At 60.4% G+C, this 21,418-nt stretch carries 26 protein-coding genes; 25 read left to right on the top strand and 1 reads right to left on the bottom strand.

What is annotated here, in order from left to right; all coding sequences use genetic code 11:
* The first annotated feature begins 105 nt into the window (after positions 1-105).
* The 25 genes from flgB (at position 106) to fliQ (ending at position 21,104) form a co-directional block, all read left to right on the top strand.
* Positions 106-486: a flagellar basal body rod protein FlgB gene (flgB, locus tag AC0TNJ_RS10200; RefSeq protein WP_122002742.1), complete on the top strand. Its 381-nt coding sequence runs from the start codon at positions 106-108 to the stop codon at positions 484-486.
* A 2-nt stretch (positions 487-488) separates the two neighbouring features.
* Positions 489-911 carry a flagellar basal body rod protein FlgC gene (gene flgC, locus AC0TNJ_RS10195; RefSeq protein WP_112591981.1) on the top strand — a complete coding sequence of 141 codons (423 nt, stop codon included), beginning with the start codon at positions 489-491 and terminating at the stop codon, positions 909-911.
* Positions 911-1,246, top strand: coding sequence for a flagellar hook-basal body complex protein FliE (gene fliE / locus AC0TNJ_RS10190; protein ID WP_025091738.1), 336 nt, complete (start codon positions 911-913; stop codon positions 1,244-1,246). The genes flgC and fliE overlap by 1 nt, the downstream gene beginning before the upstream one ends.
* Before the next feature lie 85 nt (positions 1,247-1,331).
* On the top strand, positions 1,332-2,120 hold the full coding sequence (gene flgG / locus AC0TNJ_RS10185) for a flagellar basal-body rod protein FlgG (protein WP_122002743.1): 789 nt from the start codon (positions 1,332-1,334) through the stop codon (positions 2,118-2,120).
* Between the two features lie 11 nt (positions 2,121-2,131).
* On the top strand, positions 2,132-2,614 hold the full coding sequence (gene flgA, locus AC0TNJ_RS10180; RefSeq protein WP_473771022.1) for a flagellar basal body P-ring formation chaperone FlgA: 483 nt from the start codon (positions 2,132-2,134) through the stop codon (positions 2,612-2,614).
* A gap of 35 nt (positions 2,615-2,649) precedes the next feature.
* The gene (locus AC0TNJ_RS10175) at positions 2,650-3,984 is read left to right on the top strand and encodes a flagellar basal body P-ring protein FlgI (RefSeq protein WP_473771035.1); all 1,335 of its coding nucleotides are present in this window, start codon (positions 2,650-2,652) and stop codon (positions 3,982-3,984) included.
* Positions 3,981-4,526: a MotE family protein gene (locus AC0TNJ_RS10170; RefSeq protein ID WP_473771021.1), complete on the top strand. Its 546-nt coding sequence runs from the start codon at positions 3,981-3,983 to the stop codon at positions 4,524-4,526. The genes AC0TNJ_RS10175 and AC0TNJ_RS10170 overlap by 4 nt, the downstream gene beginning before the upstream one ends.
* Positions 4,523-5,251 (top strand): flagellar basal body L-ring protein FlgH, encoded by a 729-nt coding sequence (gene flgH, locus AC0TNJ_RS10165; protein WP_473771020.1) that lies wholly within the window; start codon positions 4,523-4,525, stop codon positions 5,249-5,251. The genes AC0TNJ_RS10170 and flgH overlap by 4 nt, the downstream gene beginning before the upstream one ends.
* 12 nt (positions 5,252-5,263) lie before the next feature.
* Positions 5,264-5,758, top strand: coding sequence for a flagellar basal body-associated FliL family protein (locus tag AC0TNJ_RS10160; protein WP_473771019.1), 495 nt, complete (start codon positions 5,264-5,266; stop codon positions 5,756-5,758).
* Positions 5,755-6,495, top strand: a complete 741-nt coding sequence (gene fliP / locus AC0TNJ_RS10155) for a flagellar type III secretion system pore protein FliP (RefSeq protein ID WP_473771018.1) — start codon at positions 5,755-5,757, stop codon at positions 6,493-6,495. Before AC0TNJ_RS10160 ends, fliP begins: the two co-directional genes overlap by 4 nt.
* A gap of 231 nt (positions 6,496-6,726) precedes the next feature.
* A complete protein-coding gene (locus tag AC0TNJ_RS10150; RefSeq protein ID WP_122002746.1) occupies positions 6,727-7,608 on the top strand; it encodes a flagellin N-terminal helical domain-containing protein in 882 nt (293 codons plus the stop codon).
* A gap of 221 nt (positions 7,609-7,829) precedes the next feature.
* Entirely contained in the window at positions 7,830-9,584 is a 1,755-nt protein-coding gene (gene fliF, locus AC0TNJ_RS10145) for a flagellar basal-body MS-ring/collar protein FliF (RefSeq protein WP_473771034.1), read from the top strand.
* A gap of 2 nt (positions 9,585-9,586) precedes the next feature.
* Positions 9,587-10,294, top strand: a complete 708-nt coding sequence (locus AC0TNJ_RS10140) for a hypothetical protein (protein ID WP_122002747.1) — start codon at positions 9,587-9,589, stop codon at positions 10,292-10,294.
* Positions 10,291-11,418 carry a flagellar motor protein MotB gene (locus AC0TNJ_RS10135; RefSeq protein WP_473771017.1) on the top strand — a complete coding sequence of 376 codons (1,128 nt, stop codon included), beginning with the start codon at positions 10,291-10,293 and terminating at the stop codon, positions 11,416-11,418. The genes AC0TNJ_RS10140 and AC0TNJ_RS10135 overlap by 4 nt, the downstream gene beginning before the upstream one ends.
* Complete coding sequence (locus AC0TNJ_RS10130) at positions 11,415-12,722, top strand: chemotaxis protein (protein WP_473771016.1); 1,308 nt, start codon at positions 11,415-11,417, stop codon at positions 12,720-12,722. The genes AC0TNJ_RS10135 and AC0TNJ_RS10130 overlap by 4 nt, the downstream gene beginning before the upstream one ends.
* Positions 12,719-13,909, top strand: a complete 1,191-nt coding sequence (locus tag AC0TNJ_RS10125; RefSeq protein WP_473771015.1) for a flagellar hook-length control protein FliK — start codon at positions 12,719-12,721, stop codon at positions 13,907-13,909. Before AC0TNJ_RS10130 ends, AC0TNJ_RS10125 begins: the two co-directional genes overlap by 4 nt.
* Positions 13,878-14,417 (top strand): transglycosylase SLT domain-containing protein, encoded by a 540-nt coding sequence (locus tag AC0TNJ_RS10120; protein ID WP_122002751.1) that lies wholly within the window; start codon positions 13,878-13,880, stop codon positions 14,415-14,417. The genes AC0TNJ_RS10125 and AC0TNJ_RS10120 overlap by 32 nt, the downstream gene beginning before the upstream one ends.
* A gap of 342 nt (positions 14,418-14,759) precedes the next feature.
* Positions 14,760-15,443: a flagellar transcriptional regulator FtcR gene (ftcR, locus tag AC0TNJ_RS10115; protein WP_121983509.1), complete on the top strand. Its 684-nt coding sequence runs from the start codon at positions 14,760-14,762 to the stop codon at positions 15,441-15,443.
* Between the two features lie 253 nt (positions 15,444-15,696).
* The gene (locus AC0TNJ_RS10110) at positions 15,697-16,890 is read left to right on the top strand and encodes a flagellar hook protein FlgE (RefSeq protein ID WP_122002752.1); all 1,194 of its coding nucleotides are present in this window, start codon (positions 15,697-15,699) and stop codon (positions 16,888-16,890) included.
* Between the two features lie 207 nt (positions 16,891-17,097).
* Positions 17,098-18,498 (top strand): flagellar hook-associated protein FlgK, encoded by a 1,401-nt coding sequence (flgK, locus tag AC0TNJ_RS10105; RefSeq protein WP_473771014.1) that lies wholly within the window; start codon positions 17,098-17,100, stop codon positions 18,496-18,498.
* A 5-nt stretch (positions 18,499-18,503) separates the two neighbouring features.
* Positions 18,504-19,550 carry a flagellar hook-associated family protein gene (locus AC0TNJ_RS10100; RefSeq protein WP_473771013.1) on the top strand — a complete coding sequence of 349 codons (1,047 nt, stop codon included), beginning with the start codon at positions 18,504-18,506 and terminating at the stop codon, positions 19,548-19,550.
* A 64-nt stretch (positions 19,551-19,614) separates the two neighbouring features.
* Complete coding sequence (flaF, locus tag AC0TNJ_RS10095) at positions 19,615-19,959, top strand: flagellar biosynthesis regulator FlaF (RefSeq protein WP_122002755.1); 345 nt, start codon at positions 19,615-19,617, stop codon at positions 19,957-19,959.
* Position 19,960: 1 nt separating this feature from the next.
* Entirely contained in the window at positions 19,961-20,419 is a 459-nt protein-coding gene (flbT, locus tag AC0TNJ_RS10090; RefSeq protein WP_122002756.1) for a flagellar biosynthesis repressor FlbT, read from the top strand.
* On the top strand, positions 20,416-20,826 hold the full coding sequence (flgD, locus tag AC0TNJ_RS10085) for a flagellar hook assembly protein FlgD (RefSeq protein ID WP_122002757.1): 411 nt from the start codon (positions 20,416-20,418) through the stop codon (positions 20,824-20,826). The genes flbT and flgD overlap by 4 nt, the downstream gene beginning before the upstream one ends.
* Before the next feature lie 11 nt (positions 20,827-20,837).
* A complete protein-coding gene (gene fliQ / locus AC0TNJ_RS10080; protein ID WP_006469393.1) occupies positions 20,838-21,104 on the top strand; it encodes a flagellar biosynthesis protein FliQ in 267 nt (88 codons plus the stop codon).
* A gap of 103 nt (positions 21,105-21,207) precedes the next feature.
* Here fliQ and AC0TNJ_RS10075 read toward each other — a convergent pair.
* Positions 21,208-21,418: autotransporter outer membrane beta-barrel domain-containing protein (locus tag AC0TNJ_RS10075; RefSeq protein ID WP_473771012.1), on the bottom strand; the 211-nt coding region annotated here is incomplete at its 5' end.

The raw sequence follows: 21,418 nt of genomic DNA, 5'->3' as shown, positions 1-21,418 counted from the left end.
TTGACGATGGCTTGCAGTTAGCCGCTTTCCTGGCATCACGCAAGTCTCGCACAAGATTCGCTGTGTAGGTTAACGAACAGTGAATAAGGATGGCGGGTAATAGTTATGGGGCCGATTCATCTCTTCGATCTGGCCGCAAGGCAGGCGCAGTGGCTGTCGGTAAGGCAGGCCACGGTCGCGGGCAATGTTGCCAATGCGAATACGCCTGATTTTCGTGCGCGTGATGTGCAGCCTTTTGCGGATGTGCTGGACAAGACGCAGCTCACCATGGCGGCCACCAGCCCCTTGCATCTGGAAACCGGAGCCGATGGGATCGCGGCCACGCGCCTGCGCCCCGACGACATCACCGAGCAGACCCATTCGGGCAATACGGTCGATGTCGAACAGGAAATGATGAAGGCCGGTGAGATTGCCCGCGAATATTCGCTCAACACAAGCATCGTGAAGGCGTTCCACCGCATGATGCTGTCGGTTGCGAAGGGATAGTCATGTCTTCCGATGCCTTGCAGAGCACATTGAAGATCGCAGCGTCGGGCCTTTCGGCCCAATCGACGCGTCTGCGCATCGTTTCCGAAAACATCGCCAATGCGCAGTCCACCGCCAAGACCGCCGATGCCGATCCCTATCGCCGCAAGACGGTTTCCTTCCGTACCGAGCTGGAACAGGGCACCGGAGCCGCCGAAGTCCGCATTGCGGAAGTCGGCAAGGATACGTCGCCCTTCGTCGAGCAATACGAGCCGAGCCATCCCGCAGCGGATGAGCGCGGCTATGTCCGCTATCCCAACGTCAACATGGTCGTTGAAATGGCTGACATGCGTGAAGCCAATCGTTCCTATGAAGCCAATTTGCAGGTCGTGAAACAAGCCCGTGAGCTGATCTCCATGACCATCGATCTCTTGAGGAGCACATAATGTACGACTCGATCATGAGCATTTCGGCGCGCAATGCCCTGTCGCGCCTTTCCGAGACGGTCGCCGAAAAGGGCGTGGGTTCAGCCTCCGCGCCGCAGGCGGTTCCGGCCGCTCCCGGCGCTTCGTTCGGCGAAGTCCTGTCGCAGATGACGGATTCCGTCGGCCAGAAATTGCAGGCGGCAGAAGCAACCTCCATTCAGGGCATCAAGGGCGATGCGCCGGTGCGCGACGTGGTCAGCTCCGTCATGGAAGCCGAACAGTCGCTCCAGACCGCCATCGCGATCCGCGACAAGATCGTGCAGGCATATCTCGAAATCAGCCGTATGCCGATCTAGCGTTTGATCCAAAAGTCGCCGTTTGCAACCCGCATGGCGACTTGTGATTCAGACTTCTGTCCAGACGAGAGATTAAGGACGCGCCATGAAAGCCCTGACGATTGCCGCCACCGGCATGAACGCCCAGCAGCTCAATCTGGAAGTGATCGCCAACAATATCGCCAATATCAACACCACCGGCTTCAAGCGTGCGCGAGCCGAGTTTACCGATCTGCTCTATCAGTCGGAGCGGACGGCGGGCGTGCCCAATCAGGCGAACCAGGCCATTGTGCCGGAAGGCGCGCTGGTTGGCCTTGGCGTGCAGACGGCGGCGGTGCGCAATCTCCACATGCAGGGCAGCTTCAACCAGACCGGCAATCCCTATGACGTGGCGCTGACCGGGCGCGGCTGGTTTCAGATCCAGAGCCCGACGGGCGAGACGCTTTACACCCGCGCCGGCGCGTTCAACAAGAATGCCGACGGCCAGCTCGTGACGCTCGACGGCAACCCGGTCGAACCGGCAATCACCATTCCGCCGGACGCTATCGAGGTGACGATCACCGATACGGGGCAGGTGTTCGCGAAATTGCAGGATCAGGTCAATCAGGTCGATCTCGGCCAGCTCACCCTTGCGAACTTCACCAACGAGGCGGGGCTGGAGCCGCTCGGCGGCAATCTCTACCGCGAAACGGAAGCATCCGGCGGTCCGCTGGTCGGCGTTCCGGGTGATCCGGGCTACGGCTCGATCAAGCAGGGCTATCTGGAAGCGTCGAATGTCGATCCGGTGAAGGAAATCACCGATCTCATCACCGCACAGCGCGCCTATGAAATGAATTCCAAGGTCATTCAGGCTGCCGACGAAATGGCGGCGACCGTCTCGAAGAACCTGCGCTGACGGTGATGACGATGCGGCTGGCGAAAGCAATCTTACGGAAAACAGGGCTGGCGCTTGCAGGCGGATTGCTGCTCGCGGCAACAGCCGGTGCGGTTGCTGCCGACCGCATCGCTTTTGTCGTGCCTTCCGCCACCGTTTATCCCGGCCAGATCGTGAGCGATACGGCGCTTCTGGAAAAGCAGTTCTTCATCAATGCACCGGCAGCGGCCCAATATGTGCTGTCGCCCGATCAGGCGGCGGGCAAGGTGGCGCGCAAGACCCTGCTTCCCGGCAAGCCTATCCTTGTTTCGGCCCTGGGCGAGCCGTCGCTGGTCACGCGCGGCGTTCCGGCACCTCTGGTCTTTACCGCCGGTACGCTGACCATAACAGCCATGGGCACCCCGCTGGAATCCGGTGCGGCTGGCGATTTCATCAAGGTTCGCAACGTTGACAGCGGCATCATCGTGTCCGGCACGGTGCTGGCTGATGGTCGTATTCAGGTGGGGATGCAGTGAGAGCCTGTTCCAAAAGTCGCCATACCGGTCTGCAAATGGCGCTTTTCTGCGTTCCGGTGCTCATGTACGTTAAGTACACTGCGCTCCGGTACTCGAAAATCACCATTTTCGCTTCGGCCTGTCGCTTTTGGATTCAGGCTCTGCGAAAGACTTGCACCACTCTGATTGCTGTCCTGACGCTCGTTTTCCAGCCCGTCGCAGGCTTTGCGGACGAGTCGTCGAAGAACGCGCGGGAATTCGGTTCCGCGGTGGATGCCGACGCCGATTGGCTGGGCTCCGGCGGCGATCCGTCCAAGATGGCTTATGCCGAGCTTGGCCGGGGCAGCGCGGTCGCGCGCCTGAAGGACATTGCCACAATTCAGGGCGTGCGTGAAAACCAGCTTGTGGGCTACGGTCTCGTCATCGGCCTCAAGGGCACGGGCGACAGCTTGCGCAATTCGCCGTTCACCGAACAGTCCATGCGCGCCATGCTGGACAATCTTGGCATCAGCGCGCCGCGCAATTCCACCCGTTCGAAAAATACCGCAGCCGTCATCGTGACCGCAAATCTGCCCGCCTTTGCCGGTGCCGGTTCACGCATCGATGTGACGGTGTCGTCGCTCGGCGATGCGACCTCCTTGCAAGGCGGCACGCTGGTCATGACCCAGCTCATGGGCGCCGACAACCAGATTTATGCGGTCGCGCAAGGCAACATGATCGTGTCCGGCTTTTCGGCGGAAGGCGAAGCCGCAAGCGTCACGCAGGGCGTGCCGACTTCGGGCCGTATCCCGAACGGCGCGCTGGTCGAGCGCGAAGTGGCCGGAAATTTCGGCAAGGAAAGTGAAATGATCGTCGAGCTGCGCGATCCCGATTTCACCACTGCCGTGCGCGCTGCCGATACGATAAATGTCTTCGCCAAGCGCCGTTACGGGCGCGGGGTGGCCATTGCGCGCGATGCCAAGACGATCCGTCTTTCGCGCCCGAAGAATGTGCCTGCCGCCCGTTTCCTGGCCGAGCTTGAGGGCCTGCCGATCACGACCGATGAAGTGGCGCGCGTGGTGGTGGATGAGCGAACCGGGACTGTCGTCATCGGCGAGAAGGTGCGCATTTCCAAAGTCGCTATCAGCCATGGCAGCCTGACCGTCCGGGTGACGGAAACGCCGATGGTCGTCCAGCCTGAGCCGTTCAGCGACGGCGTGACGGCGGTTGAGCCGAACACCGATATCGCCGTCAACCAGCAGAACGCCAAGATCGGCATCCTGACCGGCGCGAACCTTGAAAATCTGGTGAAGGGCCTGAACCAGATCGGCGTGAAGCCGACCGGCATCATCGCGATATTGCAGGCCATCAAGACATCCGGCGCGCTTCATGCGGAACTGGTGGTGCAATGACCAAGGCTCGTAGAATGATCCGGTATGGTTCGGCGGTGGCGCTGTTTCTGGCGGCGTCCGTTCCCGCTTTTGCCGATCCGCCATCACTCGGCAATCTCGATGAAATCCGCAAGTTCTGCGGCAATATCGACGATCAGGCGGCGGATGCGCGCTATGCGCTGCAAACCCGCCAGCTGACCGAGCTGAAAGCTGATGTCGAAGAGCGGATGCGGGCGCTTGAGGAAAAGCGCCGGGAATATGAAATGTGGCTGAAGCGCCGCGACGAATTCGTCAGCAAGGCGCAGGATTCGCTGGTCGACATCATCTCGAAGATGAAGCCGGAGGCGGCGGCAGCGCAGATGACGCTGATCGGCGACGAGGCGGCGGCGGCCCTGATTCTCAAGCTCAATCCGCGCGTTTCCAGCATCATCCTCAATGAAATGCCGCCGGAAAAGGCGGCGAAGCTTGCCCGCGTCATCGTCGGCTCGCAGCGCACCTCGACCGCGCCGCAGCCTGCCAGCGACCAGCGCGCCGCAGCGCAGACCGGGAATACGGTGCAATGAAGAACAGCATGAACAAAGCGACCCTTGCAGCAGCAACCCTGATCCTTCTGGCCGGTTGCGCGACCAAGCCGGAGGAGATCGGCCGCGCGCCTGACCTATCGCCGGTCGCGGCCAATCTTGGCATGCAGAACAATCCGCAGCTCAACGGCTATCCGGCGCGCCCGAGCAAGGCGTCCTATTCGCTCTGGGATCAGCGTTCGACCAATTTCTTCAAGGACCCGCGCGCCGCAACGCCCGGCGATGTGCTGACCGTCATCATTTCCATCAACGACCGCGCCAATCTGGATAACAAGACGGACCGCGAGCGCGTGTCGAAGGGCATCTACGGCGCGGGCGGTTCGTTCGCGACCAGCAGCATTACGGGCGCGGCGGCTGGCGGCGACATGGACGCTTCGGTCAACACCCATTCCGACAGCAAGTCGAAGGGCAAGGGCACCATCGAGCGCAGCGAGGATATCCGCCTGCAGGTCGCAGCCATCGTCACCGATACGCTGCCGAACGGAAACATGATCATCCGTGGCTCGCAGGAAGTGCGCGTGAACAATGAATTGCGCGTGCTGAATGTCGCTGGCGTCGTGCGTCCGCGCGATATTTCCGGCAACAACACGATTTCCTACGACAAGATTGCCGAAGCCCGCATTTCCTATGGCGGTCGCGGACGACTGAGCGAGATTCAGCAGCCGCCTTACGGCCAGCAGATTCTCGATCAGGTTTCTCCCTTCTAAGGCATACCGGATATGAGCGACACGACGGCAACGGAAACGGACGGCAAGGCGAAAAGCTCGCTGACAGGGCTTCTGACGGCGCTGGCGATCCTGACCGTCATCGCCGGTGGCGGCGGCTGGTATCTGGGCGGCATGATTTCCGCCGACCGGCAGGCATCGGCCAGGCCCTCCGGCAAGGAAGACAAGCCGAAACAGGGTGACTTTGAATCGCGCTCCATCGGTACTGTCGTGCCCTTGCAGCCGATTGTGACCAATCTCGGCATTCCGCAGGATACGTGGGTGCGGCTTGAGGCGTCGCTGGTGGCAAAGCCCGGGCATGAAATTCCGGCGGCGCTGGCGGCAAGCGTCGGCGATGATTTCCTGAGCTTCCTGCGCAGCGTCAATCTCATGCAATTGCAGGGCGCGGCGGGGCTTGCCTATCTGCGCGCCGATCTGGAAGAACGCGCGCGCCTGCGTTCGGAAGGCGCGGTCGACCGCGTCTTCATCTCGGCGCTGGTGGTAGAATGAAGAAGCTCCTTGGCCTCGGCGTCGTTCTGACGCTCGCCCTCACGGTGTCCGCTCAGGCGCAGCAGGCATTGACGCTCGACAACCTGCTTCCGGCAGGCAGCGGCGCGGCGAGCGGCCAGATCGTGCAATTGTTCGGCCTTCTGACGGTGCTTTCCGTCGCGCCGGGCATTCTCATCATGGTGACGAGCTTCACGCGCTTCGCCATCGCCTTTTCGCTTTTGCGTTCGGGCCTCGGCCTCCAGACCGCGCCCGCCAGCATGGTGATGATTTCGCTTGCCCTGTTCATGACGTTCTATGTCATGGCGCCCGCCTTCGACCGCGCGTGGAACAACGGCGTGCAGCCCCTGATGCGCAACGAAATCACCCAGCAGGCGGCTTTCACCGAAATTTCCCAGCCGTTCCGCGAATTCATGCTGGGGCAGGTGCGCGACAAGGATCTGCGGCTCTTTGAAGACCTCGCCGATCCGTCTTTCCGCACCGGCGATGACGGCATTGTCGATTTCCGCGTGCTGGTTCCCGCCTTCATGATTTCGGAACTGCGGCGCGGGTTTGAAATCGGCTTCCTGATCGTGCTGCCATTTCTGGTGATCGATCTCGTCGTGGCGACGCTCACCATGTCCATGGGCATGATGATGCTGCCGCCGACGGTGATCTCGCTGCCGTTCAAGATTCTGTTCTTCGTGCTGATCGACGGCTGGAACATACTGGTCGGAAGCCTGATCCGATCCTTCTCCTGACCCATTTTGGTACGTCTGAAACGACGTTCGCCAAAACTTTGCGTCAGAAATCGCTAATAGAGTAAAATTCGACTGAATTAATTAGCATTTCTTTAATGTTTGGCCTCTAACTGTCGGCTCATGGTGGGTTTCCGCGCGTTACGCGGCAACAGGCATGATGCCGCTCCACCATGCCGGTAATCCAAAACCCGGCCTGTCCCTCAGATTGTTTTTCCCAAGGGGCAAAAAACTATGGCAAGTCTTCTGACTAATTCTTCCGCTCTGACCGCTCTCCAGAACCTCGCTTCGACGAATCGTGCGCTGGAAACCACTCAGGGCCGTATTTCCACCGGTCTGCGCGTTGGCGAAGCCGCCGACAATGCTGCTTATTGGTCCATCGCGACCACGATGCGTTCTGACAACAAGGCAAACTCTGCCGTTCAGGATGCTCTCGGTCTCGGCGCTGGCAAGATCGACACGGCCTACACCGCCATGAACAAGGCGATCGAAGTCGTAGACAAGATCAAGGAAAAGGTTGTTTCGGCAATCGGATCGAGCGCTTCCGACAAGGAAAAGATCCAGTCCGAAATCAAGGTCATGATCGACCAGCTGAGCAGCACCGCCAAGGGCGCGAACTATGCCGGTTCGAACCTGCTTGCTTCCGACACCGCAGGCGCAGCCGCCGGTTTCAGCGTCGTATCGTCCTATGACCGTGCATCTGACGGCACCGTCAAGGTTGGCAAGATCGACGTCGACACGTCCAATCTCGTTCTGACCAAGGCTGACGGCACGGCTGGCGGCGTTCTGGTTGACGTGATGGCTATCGATGTCAAGGCAGCAGCCGACGACGCCGCAATCGAAGCTTTCCTGGGCACCATCGAAACCGCAATGGGCAAGATGGCGAACGGCGCAGCTGAACTCGGCGCAGCAAAGTCCCGCATCAACATGCAGAAGGACTTTGTTTCGAACCTGTCCGACTCCATCGAAAAGGGCGTTGGCCAGCTCGTTGACGCTGACATGAACAAGGAATCGGCTCGTCTGTCGGCTCTTCAGGTTCAGCAGCAGCTCGGCGTTCAGGCTCTGTCGATCGCCAACTCGTCGAGCCAGTCGATCCTGTCGCTGTTCCGCGGCTAATCTGGGTAACAGCAGGGCGCCGGGTTGCCGGCGCTCGCGAGTTCTCAGGCAAATCAGGGGTTCGCATCCGAACCGACCTGATCGGATCGGATGTCTTTGGGCGGAAAACGGGGCGCGGGATTTCATTCCGCGCCCCAATTCTTTCCCTGTCTCCAGAAACACCTGCTTTCATCCGCCGCCACTTTCGCGCAAGCTTCGCGGGCTAGTTTGCATCCATCATGATGGCGGTGGTGTCGATGCAGCAGAATTTCCAGCAATTGATCGAACAGCTCAAGGCTACGCTTGGCAAGCTTGGCGCGCGAAAACTCGTGGCGCTCGGACTTGTGGGCGCGGCGCTTGTGGGCGCGATCCTCTATACAAGCATCTATCTGAGCCGCCCCTCCTACGAGACACTCTATGTCGGCCTTTCGCGCGATGACGTGAACCGCATGGGCCTCGCGCTCGGCGAGGCAGGCATTCCTTTCGATGTGAAGGCCGACGGTTCGTCTATCCTCGTGCCCATCGGCAAGGCGGAAAACGCCCGCATGTATCTGGCCGAAAAGGGCCTGCCGACCTCCAACAATGCCGGTTATGAACTCTTCGACAATATGGGGTCGCTCGGCCTCACCTCGTTCATGCAGGAAATCACCCGCGTGCGTGCGCTCGAAGGCGAAATCGCCCGCACCATTCAGGCCATTCGCGGCGTGAAAGCCGCGCGCGTCCACATCGTTTTGGCCGAAAAAGGTTCGTTCCGCCGTGGCGACCAGAAGCCGTCGGCCTCCGTCGTCATCCGCGCCGAAGGCGGCTTTGCCGCTGAATCCGCCCAGTCCATTCGCCAGCTGGTCGCCGCCGCCGTTCCCTCGCTCGATGCTTCCGCCGTGACCGTCCTCGACACCAATGGCCGCCTGCTGGCGTCAGCAGGCGAAGCCGCCAATGGCGCGGCGCTGATGACCGCCTCGCTGGAACAGCAGGTCGCGGGCAATGTGGATGACAGCATCCGCAAGGCGCTGGCACCCTATCTTGGGCTGGGCCATTTCCAGACAAGCGTTCAGGCGGTGCTCGATACGGACCGCCGCCAGACCAACGAAACGATTTTCGATCCTGAATCCCGCGTCGAGCGTTCGGTGCGCGTGGTCCGTGAAAGCGGTGATTCCCGCAACAACCGCAACGACAACGCAACCGGCGTCGAACAGAACATTCCGCAGGAAGAAATCCAGAACCGCAACGGCGAAAGCTCCAGCGAAAAGACCGACCGCCGCGAGGAACTGACCAATTATGAAATGAACAGCAAGACGGTTTCCACCGTCAGCGACGGCTACACCGTCAAGCGTCTGTCCATCGCCGTGGTCATCGATCAGGCGCGGCTTCTGCAAACCGCAGGCACCACGCCGCCGCCTGCCAATTTCGTCGACCAGCAGATCGCCAAGATCCGCGACCTCGTGGCGACCGCTGCCGGTCTCAATGCAGATCGCGGCGACGTCATCAACGTGACGGCGGTCAACTTCCTCGATCCTGCCGGTGCCGATATGGAGCCGGTCTCCACGCCGTGGACCGATACGGTGCTTCGCCAGAGCGGTTCCTATGTCAATGCGCTTGCGATCCTTGCCGCAGTCGGTCTGCTGATCTGGTTCGGCCTGCGCCCGCTGCTGCGTGACCAGACTGCCAAGCCTGCGGGCACGGAAGTCGCCATCCGCGAGACAAGCGAAGTGGCTGCGCCCGATTTCGTCGGCGGCCAGGCGGCAGGCGAGGGCGTACAGGCCGTCATTGGCGGGCCGGAAGCCTATGCCGACCAGATGAAGACCAGCCTCAGCGATCTTCGCCAGCGCATGCGCATGCCCGCAAAGCTGCGCCTGGAACAGATGATCGACATGGACGAGGAGCGCGTCGCCGCCGTTCTCAAGCAGTGGATTCACGAAACCGCAGCCAGCCGCGAGGCCCAACCATCGAGGGAATCGGCTGTAAAGGCTTCGGCCATGCCGGAGCTTGAGGCGGCCTGACGATGAGCGCGCTTTCGCTTAGCCGTTACCTTCCCGATTTTTCGACCCATCATATCGGTGATGAGGCGGTCGAGATCATTGCCGCGCCGCTGCCGCCGAAACCGCTGAAGGAAACGCCTGCCTCGCCAGCCGTGAGCGAGACGCCGAAGCGTACCGCCTCCGCCGAAAAGTCTGCTGCCGCCGAGCAGGCGGAAGTCGCGGCCATCATCGCCGGTGAGGAAGAAAAGCGCGCTGCCTTTGAAGCGGGGCGGGAGGACGGGCACCGCGAAGCCGAGGCGCTTTACGAGGCCGAGAAGGCGCGGCTTCTGCGGGAGCATGAGACAGAGATCGAAACGCTGCGCGCTGCATTTTCCCGCGAGCAGGCCCTGCTTCTGGCGGGAAGCCTGACCGAAGCGCTGGCTGCGCTGGAGCGCAGTTTTTCCGGCCAGATCGCCGAAATCCTGATGCCGTTGCTGGCGCAAAAGATGGAGCGCGAGGCGGTTGCGGAGTTTGCGCGGCGCATTGCGGCGCTGGCGCTTGATGGCGAAGCACCGGAAATTTCCGGTCCGGCGCGGTTGATCGCGCCGCTGCGGGATCATGCTGCCCTTCTGCCGTCCGGCTGCCGGTTTTCAGAAACCGGCGCGGACGAACTTTCCTTTTCCTTTGGCGAACGGATGCTTGAAACGCGCATCGCGCCGCTTCTTGAAGAATTGAAGGCTGCGGTCCAATGAGCATCGATCCCGAAACCAAGCGTGAGATCATCATTGTTCGCCGTGGCGGGCATGACGACCATGACAGCCATCATGGCGGCGTGTGGAAGATCGCCTATGCCGATTTCATGACCGCCATGATGGCCTTCTTCCTCGTCATGTGGCTCATCAATGCCGCCAATGAGGAAACCAAGGCCGCGGTCGCCAGCTATTTCAATCCCGTCAAGCTGATGGACCGGCATTCAAGCCCCAAGGGCGTGCAGGATGTCGAGGAAAAAGACGGCAAGGTTCGCTATGAAAGCGACCAGAAGATCGAAAACAGCACCAAGGTCATCAATGATACGACCGTTGCGCCGGTGAGCGAACAGGAAGAGCGCCAGCTTTTCCGCGAACCCTATGCGGTACTGTCGGAACTGGCCCACGAGACAGGCGTCCTGCAAAACCAGTCTGCCAAGGGCGATGGCGGCACGTCGCAGTCCGGCCCCGCAACGGGAGCCGAGGGCGGCGAAGCCTATCGCGATCCGTTCAGCCCGGACTACTGGTCGAGCAAGGCTGTCGGCGACCTGACGCCACCCGATGCAGCACCGGCCACACCGCCGAAGCCGGAAGCGGCACAGCCGAAACCGGAGGAGGCTGCGAAGCCTGCGGACACGCCAGCAGAAACGCAAGCGCAGCTCATCGCCGATCTGAAAAAGGCGGCTGAGGGCGAGGCCGCCAAGGAAGGTGCGCAGGCGAAGAAAGCCGAGCCGATGCCCGACGTGACGGTCGTTCCCGTCGATGGCGGCGTGATGATCCAGCTTACCGACAAGATCGACTACGGCATGTTCACCATCGGCTCCGCCAAGCCGGATGCCCGGGTGGTGCAGATGCTGGAGCGCATTGCGCAGGTGATTTCCCGCCAGCCCGGCGATGTCATCATTAGCGGGCACACGGATGCGCGTCCGTTCAAGAGCGCGACCTATGACAACTGGCGTCTGTCATCGGCGCGTGCGCAGATGGCCTATTACATGCTGGTTCGCGGCGGGCTTGACGAAAAGCGCGTGCTGCGCGTGGAAGGCTATGCCGACCGCCAGCCCAAGAACACCAACGATCCGAATGCGGCTGAAAACCGCCGCATCGATATTTTCCTCAAGTCCGCGCCATGAAGCAATATGGGAAGCGGTTCGCCATGCGCTCACTCCTGGCATGTGTTGCGGGACTTTCCCTGATGGGAGCAGCCTCTGCGGCCTTCGCGCAAGCGCCAGTGCCAGCCGGGACCCGCACGCTGCCGGTGCTGGAACCCTACAAGCTCGTGCGTTCGCTGCGCATGTTGCAGGATCAGGTTGTCGCCGGAAAGCCGGAAGCGGTGGTGATGCTCAACAAGCTTCTGGGCTTCGTCAGCGCGGATATGGGGCGAGCGCCGAGCGACGTCTGGAACAATCCGGAAAATGTCTATGCGGCGATCATCTATCTCTTCAATGGCGGCAATCCGGAAGCCGTGCGCAAGGTTCTGGCCGACCTCAAGACCGATGCCGTGCCGCCGGAACTGGTCAAGGGCGCACTGGCCTATGCTTCCGGTCAGACGATTGAAGTGGTGAAGCTTTTCTCGGTGCCGCTGTCGCCTGATGTTCCGGCGGAACTGAAGGCATCCATCGTGCTCGTCACCGCCAGCCAGATGACGGCCTTCGATCCGGCGACGGCCTTGATGCGGCTCGATCAGGTGCGGCTCGACGCGCCCGGCACCTTGTTCGAGGAAGCGGCGATCCGCCGCTCGATGCCGATTGCAGCCAGACTTGGCGACGCCGACAAGATCAGGCTTCTGGCGCGAAACTATCTCCAGCGCTTTCCCCGTTCGCCCTATATGCGTGATTTCATGGCGCAATTTGTCGATGCGGCGGTAAAGCTCAACGACCGTATCGGCAATGCGGAACTGGCAAGGTTGATCGGCTCGGCGGACCCGGCGATGCAATATTCGCTCTATCTGCAAATCGCGCGCGGGGCGCTTGTCGATGGCCAGACGGAGCGGGCGCGTTTCATGTCGGCAGAGGCGAAAAAGCTCGCCGACAAGCTGAAAACCGACCCGACCCGCGCAAATCTCTATGCGGCGGCAAGCGATGTGGCGTCGGATTCGGCGGGCAGCGCGCTGCGCGAACTGTCGCAGATTTCGCCCGACAAGTTGCAGGAGCCGGACCGCAAATTGCTGAAGGCCGCCGAAGCGGTCGGCACGGTCGTCACCCGCACGCCGGATGCCTCGCCGCCCGCAAAACCGGCCTTGACCGAAAGGGATGTGCCGCCGATGGCCGTGGCAAATTCGCCGGAAAACCGGGCCGAAAAGCCGACACCAACTCCGGTCGCCGTCAACCAGAAACCGGCCAGAAACGAGCCGGAAGACGATTTGCAGAAGACGATGGAAGATGCGCGGCGCAAGCTTGCCGAGATCGATAGCCTGCTAGGAAAGACGGTTCAATGAGCGTTGATATTTTGTTGAATTCCACCAGCCGACTTGCCTCGCTCGCCCGAAATTCCGGTCCGTCACAGGCAAAAGCCGAGGCGGAAAGCGAGGGGCAGGCCGACCCGGCAAAATTGTTCAGCTCGCTTCTGGAAAAGCCGCAGGGCAAGGTCGAAAAGAAGGACGAAAACGAGGCGGGAGCCAAGACGGACGAGGCTGAAACGAAGGATGAGGACGGGGCGAAGCCGGTTGCAATTTTCGCTCTGCCACAAAATCTCCTTTCTTTGGACGTTTCTTCGCCTGATTTGAAGGGGGCAAATCACAATTTTGCCACAGGAAATATCGGGAAAAACGAACAAAACCTCCCCGATCCGCTTTCCGCCTTAATTAAGGAGATCGACCCGGAACAGGTCGATGAGCGGGGCGGTGAATTGCCTGCTGCCCGTGTCGGACAGAAGAAGACTGTCGCTCAGGCGACCGCCCCGGCCAGCGCGAAAACTGATCAGCCGATCAATCAGGATGCGGCGAAAGCGACCGCCGACAATCAGGCGGAAGTAGCAACGGACGACCTCGCCAGCCTTCTGAAAACGGATAAGGGACAGGCGCAGCAGCAGACGGGGCAAACGCTTGACAGGACCGATTTCCAGCCGCAGCCAGCCGCGAAGGGCAATGCGCCCGCGGAGGTAAAAATCTCTGCCGCGCCATCGCCGGGCGCGGCGCGGATCGCCGACATTCAGGTCGTGTCGGAACGCAGCTTCGGCCCGGTCAAGACCTTGCAGATCAGGCTCGATCCGGCGGAGCTGGGAACGGTGACGGCGCGCATCCGCGTGGCATCGGAAGGGGTCGAGGTGCATCTCGTCGCTGAAAAGGCCCATGCGGCAGAAGCGCTCGCTGCCGACCGCTCCATGATCGAGAAAGCGCTGAAAGCGGCGGGAGTGGCGGATGACGCGAAAATTTCCGTGACCGTTGCCGACCGCAACGCGGCAGGCGTGGTCCAGCAGGCACAGGTGGCACAGAACACAGCGCAGCAGCAAGGCTTTGATGGACGAAACGGCGCGCAGGCGCAGGCAGGTTTTATGGGCGGTGAGGGCAGGCGGAATGGCGAATCCGGTCAGGCAGGACAGGAGCGTTCGGACAGCCAAGCCGCGCAGGACAGCGGCAACAGCATTGCTCGCAATGATGGCCGCAATCGCGGCCTGGTTGTCTGATAGCCCGGCCCGCGCCGAAAATATCTGCGAGCGCGAGATGCACCGGGCATCGGCGCGCTACGATGTTCCGCTGGGCATTCTCTATGCGGTCGGGCTGACCGAAACCGGCCGCAAGAATTCCCTGCAACCCTATGCGATGAACATCGAAGGGCGCGCCGAATTCATGCCGTCGCAAATGGCGGCGGTGCGGCGCTTCAATGAGGTCAGGGCCGAAGGCGCAAAGCTGATCGACCTCGGTTGCATGCAGATCAACTATCACTATCACGGCAAGGAGTTTCCATCGGTCGCCGCGATGCTGATGCCAAGCCTCAATGTCGATTACGCGGCCCGCTTCCTCAAGCAGCTCCGACAGCGCGAAGGCAACTGGACGATGGCGGTCGCACGCTATCACGCAGGGCCGAACAACGACCCCGCCCAGAAGCGTTATGTCTGTCGCGTGATGACGAATATGGTCGCCACCGGCTTCGGAAACTGGACGCCCGAGGCACGAAACTTCTGCTTCGGCTGAGTGAGTTTCCTGCGAATTTTAACAGGTTGTAATAGAACGTCAGCTGCACCCATGTTGCGGGTGTTCAATTAATGGTTGCAGTCCTTGGCGCGTGCTGCTAAAGCGACCGGAATTTTAAGCCCTTGTAATGAATCGTAAAAGTTTGTGAGGCGTTAACCTTTGGTTAAGGTTTCAGCGCCTAAAGGATGAGGCGCGTTGCAATCAATGCGATTCCCTTTATTTTAGTATATGCTAAAATGCCTCCCAATTTATTGCGGGCAACTAATTGCCATTGTTGCTGATTCCCTCCCCCAGTTATTGCTAGCCTGCTTGGGCTAACATATTGATTCGGAAGGCGGGCCGATGATCGTTGTCGTAGACGACAGAGATATTGTGACTGAAGGATACTCATCCTGGTTCGGTCGCGAGGGCATCACGACAACAGGTTTTACCCCTACAGATTTTGATGAGTGGGTGGAGAGCGTTCCCCAGCAGGACATCATGGCTGTCGAAGCCTTCCTGATCGGCGAATGTGCCGACCAGCATCGGCTTCCGGCCCGGATTCGTGAACGCTGCAAGGCCCCCGTGATCGCCGTCAATGACCGCCCGTCGCTTGAACATACGCTGGAGCTGTTTCAATCTGGCGTTGACGATGTTGTCCGCAAGCCGGTCCATGTGCGTGAAATCCTTGCGCGCATCAATGCCATCCGCCGCCGGGCGGGTGCGTCGGCTGCTTCCAGCGACAACGGCACCGAGCTTGGCCCGATCCGCGTTTTTTCCGATGGCCGTGATCCGCAGATCAACGGCGTCGATTTTCCGCTGCCGCGCCGCGAGCGCCGCATCCTGGAATATCTGATTGCCAATCGCGGCCGCCGTCTCAACAAGGCGCAGATTTTCAGCGCGATCTACGGCATTTTCGACAGCGAAGTCGAAGAAAACGTCGTCGAAAGCCATATCAGCAAGCTGCGCAAGAAGCTGCGCGAGCAGATGGGTTTCGATCCGATCGATTCCAAGCGCTTCCTCGGCTACTGCATCAATATCGAGTGATATTGCTGCGCCTCCCGCCCCCTCCAGTACCGTGATTTCGAACGCAGTTTTTTCGGAATCGCGTCGGTCCTCCCAGTAAAAGCGTAAAAAATCCCGAGGCTACAGTTTCACGCAAGCGTGGTTCATTAGCTTTGTCGCGGATGAGTGGGTCGGGTCGCCGATTCCATTGCTGGATTTCACGGATTCCGGCCCAAAACTCTCGGATTTTGGCCGGTGATGCAACGATGGTGATATAACCAATCAGGAGCTGCCAATGAGCCTCTACGGTATGATGCGGACCGGTGTTTCAGGAATGAACGCGCAGGCGAACCGCCTGTCGGCGGTCGCTGACAACATCGCGAATGCAAGCACCGTCGGTTACAAGCGCGCGGAAACCCAGTTTTCGTCGCTCGTTCTGCCCAGCACCGGCGGACAGTATAATTCTGGCAGCGTGCTGACCAATGTTCGTTACGGCATTTCCGATCAGGGCGGCATCCGCTCCACATCGTCCACGACCGACCTTGCCATCGACGGCAACGGCTATTTCGTGGTGCAGGGCGCGGACGGCTCAACCTTCCTGACCCGCGCCGGTTCCTTCGTGCCCGACAAGAACGGCAATCTGGTCAATTCAGCCGGCTATTATCTTCTGGGCGCAGGCCCGAACGATCCCGCTGGCGCGCTGACGATCCCCGGCCTGAACATCATCAATGTCAACAGCGCGGCCCTCCCGCCGCAAGGCAGCACGTCGGGCACTTTCTCCGTTAATTTGCCGTCTAGCGATCAGGTTCCGGCGGCAGGCGAGTTCAATCACAAGACCTCGCTCATCTCCTATAATGACAAGGGCGAGAAGATCACGCTCGACGTCTATTTCAGCAAGAGCGGCGCGGACGAATGGAGCGTCACGGTCAAGAACGCGGCTGACAATGCAGTGGTTGGCGGCCCGACGACGCTGACCTTCGATCCGACGACGGGCGCGATGACGTCCACGGGCGACGTCACGGTCGATCTCGGGCCTTATGGCGGCCAGAGCCTCAGCCTCAATCTCGGCGCCTCGACCCAGCGCGCCGGTGACTACACGATCTCGCAGGCACAGATCAACGGCCAGGCGCCGTCGGCGGTCAAGGGCGTGGATGTGGCCAATGACGGTTCGGTCGTCGCCATCTACGAAAACGGCACGCAGAAGGTGCTGGCGCGCATTCCGCTCGCCAATGTCGCAAGCCCGGACCGCATGACGGTGGTGAGCGGCAACGTGTTCCTGCCGAGCGCTGAATCGGGCGATGTTCGCCTCGGTTTCCCGCAGAGCGACGGCATGGGCAAGGTCATGTCCGGCACGCTGGAGGAATCCAATGCCGATATCGCGCAGGAGCTGACCGACATGATCGAGGCGCAGCGCAGCTACACGGCCAATTCGAAGGTCTTCCAGACCGGCTCCGAACTGATGGACGTGCTGGTCAACCTGAAACGATAAACCGGACCGTTCCGGGGAAGGGTGAAAAGCCTTTCCCGGAACTGTCATCTTGAAATACGGACCGTTCGGGCAACGGTCCTCGGCACGATGGGGCAGTTCCGATAGCAGCGGAATTATCAGGGGCTTTCCAAGTGTTTGTTTTAGCCGCATTTCCGGGCGCGAAACCGCATCGCGCCTGTCGGGAATGCACTTGTAGGATGGGGTAAGATGTCGCTTAGTTCTGCTCTTCTGACGGCCAAAAGTTCGCTTGCGGCAACGTCCAAGCAGACCTCCGTTGTCTCCAGCAATATTGCCAGGGCCAACGATCCGGATTATTCCCGGCGCACTGCTTCTCTCGTATCGGGGCCCTATGGCTCGCTTTACGTGGGCATCAGCCGGTCGGCGGATGAGGCCATGTTCAACAGGTTCATCCAGTCCAACAGCACGGCCTCCTCTTCTTCCATTCTCGCAGGCGGGCTTGACCGCCTTTCGTCGCTTTATTCGGCAGACAATTATTCCGGCTCGCCGTCTGCGCTGATCGGCGATCTGCGCGATGCGCTCCAGACCTATGCCGCATCGCCTTCCAACAGCGCGCTTGGCGACAGCGTGGTGTCGACGGCGCAGTCGCTCGCCAATGCGCTCAACGCCGGAACCAAGCAGATCCAGTCGCTGCGCAACGATGCGGACCGGGAAATCGCGGATTCCGTCGCCAACATCAACGATCTTCTCGCCAAGTTCGAGAAGGTCAATCAGGAGATCGTCGGCGGCACCCGCGCCAATCGCGATGTGTCCGACTATATGGATCAGCGCGATGCGATCCTGAAGCAGCTTTCCGGCGAGATCGGCATCACCACCATGATGCGCGGCGACAATGACATGGTCATTTTTGCCGAAAACGGCGTGACGCTTTTCGAGACGACGGCGCGCAAGGTCAGCTTCGAGCAGTCGACGGTGCTGGCGCCGGGCATTTCCGGCAAGGCGGTGCTGGTGGACGGCGTGCCGCTCAACCACGAGACATTCGACCAGCCTTATGGAACCGGGCGGCTCAGCGGCTTGCTGCAACTGCGCGACCAGATCGCCCCGCAATACCAGATGCAGTTTGACGAAATCGCGCGCAATCTGGTGTCGATGTTCGCGGAAGGCGGTGACGGGCTTTTTGTCTGGGCGGGCGCGCCCGGCGGACCGGAAAATGCCGGGACGATCCGGGTTTCATCGAGCTATGTAACGTCGGAGGGCGGCAGCCCGACAAAGCTGCGCGATGGGGTCAACGGCCAGTTCAACCCCGGCGGCGCTGCCGGGTTCAGCGACCGCCTGCGCGCGCTCAACGAGGCATTTTCCGAGCCGAGGGCGTTCGATCCAGCGGCGGGTCTCGCCGCCAGCGCCAGCCTGACGGATTACAGCGCGTCATCGATCAGCTGGCTTGAGGGCAAGCGCCAGAAGGCCAACAGCGAATTCTCCTATAATGCGACGGTTGCCACGCAGGCAGATGCAGCCCTCTCCAACGCCAACGGCGTCGATATGGACACCGAAATGGCGCTGCTTCTCGATCTTGAACATTCCTATCAGGCATCGAGCCGGGTGCTGACCACGATCAGCGCCATGCTCGACGATCTTCTCAACGCGGTGTGAGGCCAATGAAAGCGCAATCGATTTCCACCTATGGCGCAACGTCAGCCCTCCGGGCCATGGTCGCGAAGAACAAGGCCGAGATGTTGAAAGCCCAACAGGAAGCGACCACGGGAACCGTGTTCGATGTCGGGCTGTCGCTTGGCTCGAAAGCCGGGCAGACCGTATCCCTGCGCAAGGAATATGACCGGCTGAGCGTGCTCACCGACATGAACAAGCTGGTGCAGCAGCGCATGAATGCGACGCAGACCGCAGCCGGCACGATCATCGAAAACACGCAGAACTTTCTGGGCGACCTGACGGGCGCCAACAACTCCGCAGAAAGCGCTGCCACGATTGCCAAATCGGCAAAGTCTATTCTGAACTCCGTCACCGGCCTGCTCAACACCAGCTATAACGGCGAATATATCTTCGCCGGGGTGAACACTGATGTGAAGCCGGTTGCCGATTATACCGAAGGCAGCGCCGCGCAGACGGCGGTGCGGCAGGCGTTCCAGAACCATTTCGGCTTCGCCATCGACGACCCGCAGGTGGCCAGCATCACCGGCGACGAGATGACGGCCTTTCTGGAAGGCGATTTCGCCGACGAGTTCAACGATGCCAACTGGGCCGCGAACTGGTCGGATGCATCGGATACGGTCATCAAGAGCCGCATTTCGCCGACAGAAACCGCAGATACGTCGATCTCGGCCAATGCCGACGGTTTTCGCAAGACGATCATGTCGGCGGTCATGGTGGCCGAATTTGCCACCATCGGCCTCAATAGCCAGGCTTTCGAAGCCCTGACCGAAAAGGCCATGCAGACCACGACGACGGCGATCACCGAAACGACCTCGGAACAGACGACGCTCGGTCTGGCGCAGTCGCGCACGCAGGCCGCGACGACGCGCATCGTGGCGCAGCAGAAGATCCTGAACCAGTCGGTGCTCAATCTTGAGGAAGTCGATCCTTATGAAGCGGCGACGCGCGTCAACGCGTTGAAGACGCAGATCGAGACTTCCTATTCGCTGACGGTGCAGCTGCAGAATATGAGCCTGCTCAACTATCTCAGATAGTGGGGATGATCGGGACGGACGCAGCATGATGCGAGCCCGTCCGGACTGATAGACGGAGAAAACCATGTATCAGATGCGCTACGAAGATGTCATGACTGACGATATGGCGAGCGCCAGGGAACGCGAGCGGGCGCTGTTCGACCGTTCCATTGCGATGCTTGAGGCGGCTAAGGAAAACGGTTCAGGCTCGCGCGAGGGGATCGACGCGACCTATTTCACCACGAAGCTCTGGACCACGATCATCGACGATCTGGGGTCGGAGGAAAACGTGCTGCCGAAGGAACTGAAGGCGGCGATCATTTCGGTGGGCATTTTCGTGCTGAAAGAAATCGAGCGCATCCGTCAGGGCGAAAGCAATGATTACGCCACGCTGATCGAGATCACGCAGTCGATCCGGGACGGACTTTGAAATGGCGCCCAACGGAAAACCCGCCATTCGCCTTTCGCTGCGCGCGGGCGAGCGAATCTTCATCAATGGCGCGGTGCTGAAAGCCGACCGCAAGGTCTCGCTCGAGCTTCTGAACGATGCCACCTTCCTTCTGGAAAACCATGTTCTCCAGCCCGAAGACACGACCACGCCGCTGCGCCAGCTTTATTTTGCCGCGCAGATGATGCTGATCGAACCGGCCATGCGCGAAGAGGCGCACCGCACCTTCGCGCAGATGCTGAGGGGCATGTTCTCGGCGTTCAAGGATGCGGAAATCCTCAATGCGCTGAAGCTGGTCGACGAACTGGTCCATAACGGGCGCGTTTTCGAGGCGCTCAAGACCATTCGCGCGCAATATCCACGCGAGGCTGAACTGATGGGCCTCGAAGCCCCGGCTATGCCAGTGGCTCCAATCCGGAAATCTGCGGAGGCAAACCGATGACCACGACACCGCCGGTCGGTACCAACACGACGAACAATACCAATACGCCCAACAGCAATTCGGCGGCCAACAAGGCAAGTGTCGATTACAATTCCTTCCTGAAGCTTCTGGTGACGCAGATGCAGAATCAGGACCCGACGCAGCCCATGGACGCGACGCAATATGTTTCGCAGCTTGCGACCTTCTCCAATGTCGAGCAGGCCGTGCAGATGAACAGCAAGCTTGAAACGCTGATCGCCAACACGTCGCTGACGCAGGCCGAAGGCTGGATCGGCCGCACGCTGACCAATGCCGATGGCAGCATTTCCGGCGTCGTTAAGTCCGTGACCATCCAGTCCAACGGCATGCTGGCGGAACTGGAAGGCGGCAAGACGCTGATGATCGGCCCCGGCGTCAAGATCAGCTAGGACATGATGCGGTGAACGAGGCCGACGCGCTCGATATCGTCAATTCGGCAATCTGGACCGTGCTGATGGCAAGCGGTCCGGCGGTGCTTGCGGCTATGCTTGCGGGCATCGGCATCGCGCTTTTCCAGGCCTTGACGCAGATACAGGAAATGACGCTGACCTTCGTGCCGAAGATCATCGTCATTTTTGTGGTGCTGGCGCTGACGGCGCCCTTCGTCGGCGCGCAGATCAACTCGTTCACGCTGCTGGCTTACTCGCGCATTGAGAAGGGTTTTTAGAGCGGTTCCAACGATTCCGTTAAAGCAGGAACTGCTCTGGGCCGTGATGAAAAAAGCCCCGGCTGGAGCCGGGGCTTTGTTTTTTGGAAGACGGGCTTGCGCCTTACCACTTGACCTTGAAGCCGACGGTGCCCTTGAGGGCGTAGCTGTCGGCAAAGTGGTTGAGCGCGGTGTTGATCGAGCCTTCGCCATAGACGGCATATTTGTTGTCGGCCCAGGCATAGGTGCCGCCAGCGCCGATGCCGCCCCAGGTCCGGTCATTGTCGGTGTCGAAGTCGACGCCCGCCACATTGACCGACGATCCACCCAGCATC

The sequence above is a fragment of the Ochrobactrum sp. PL_is483 genome (assembly GCF_055816855.1).
Note: the sequence above shows the minus strand (reverse complement) of the source record. Positions and strands in the feature narration are given on the sequence as shown.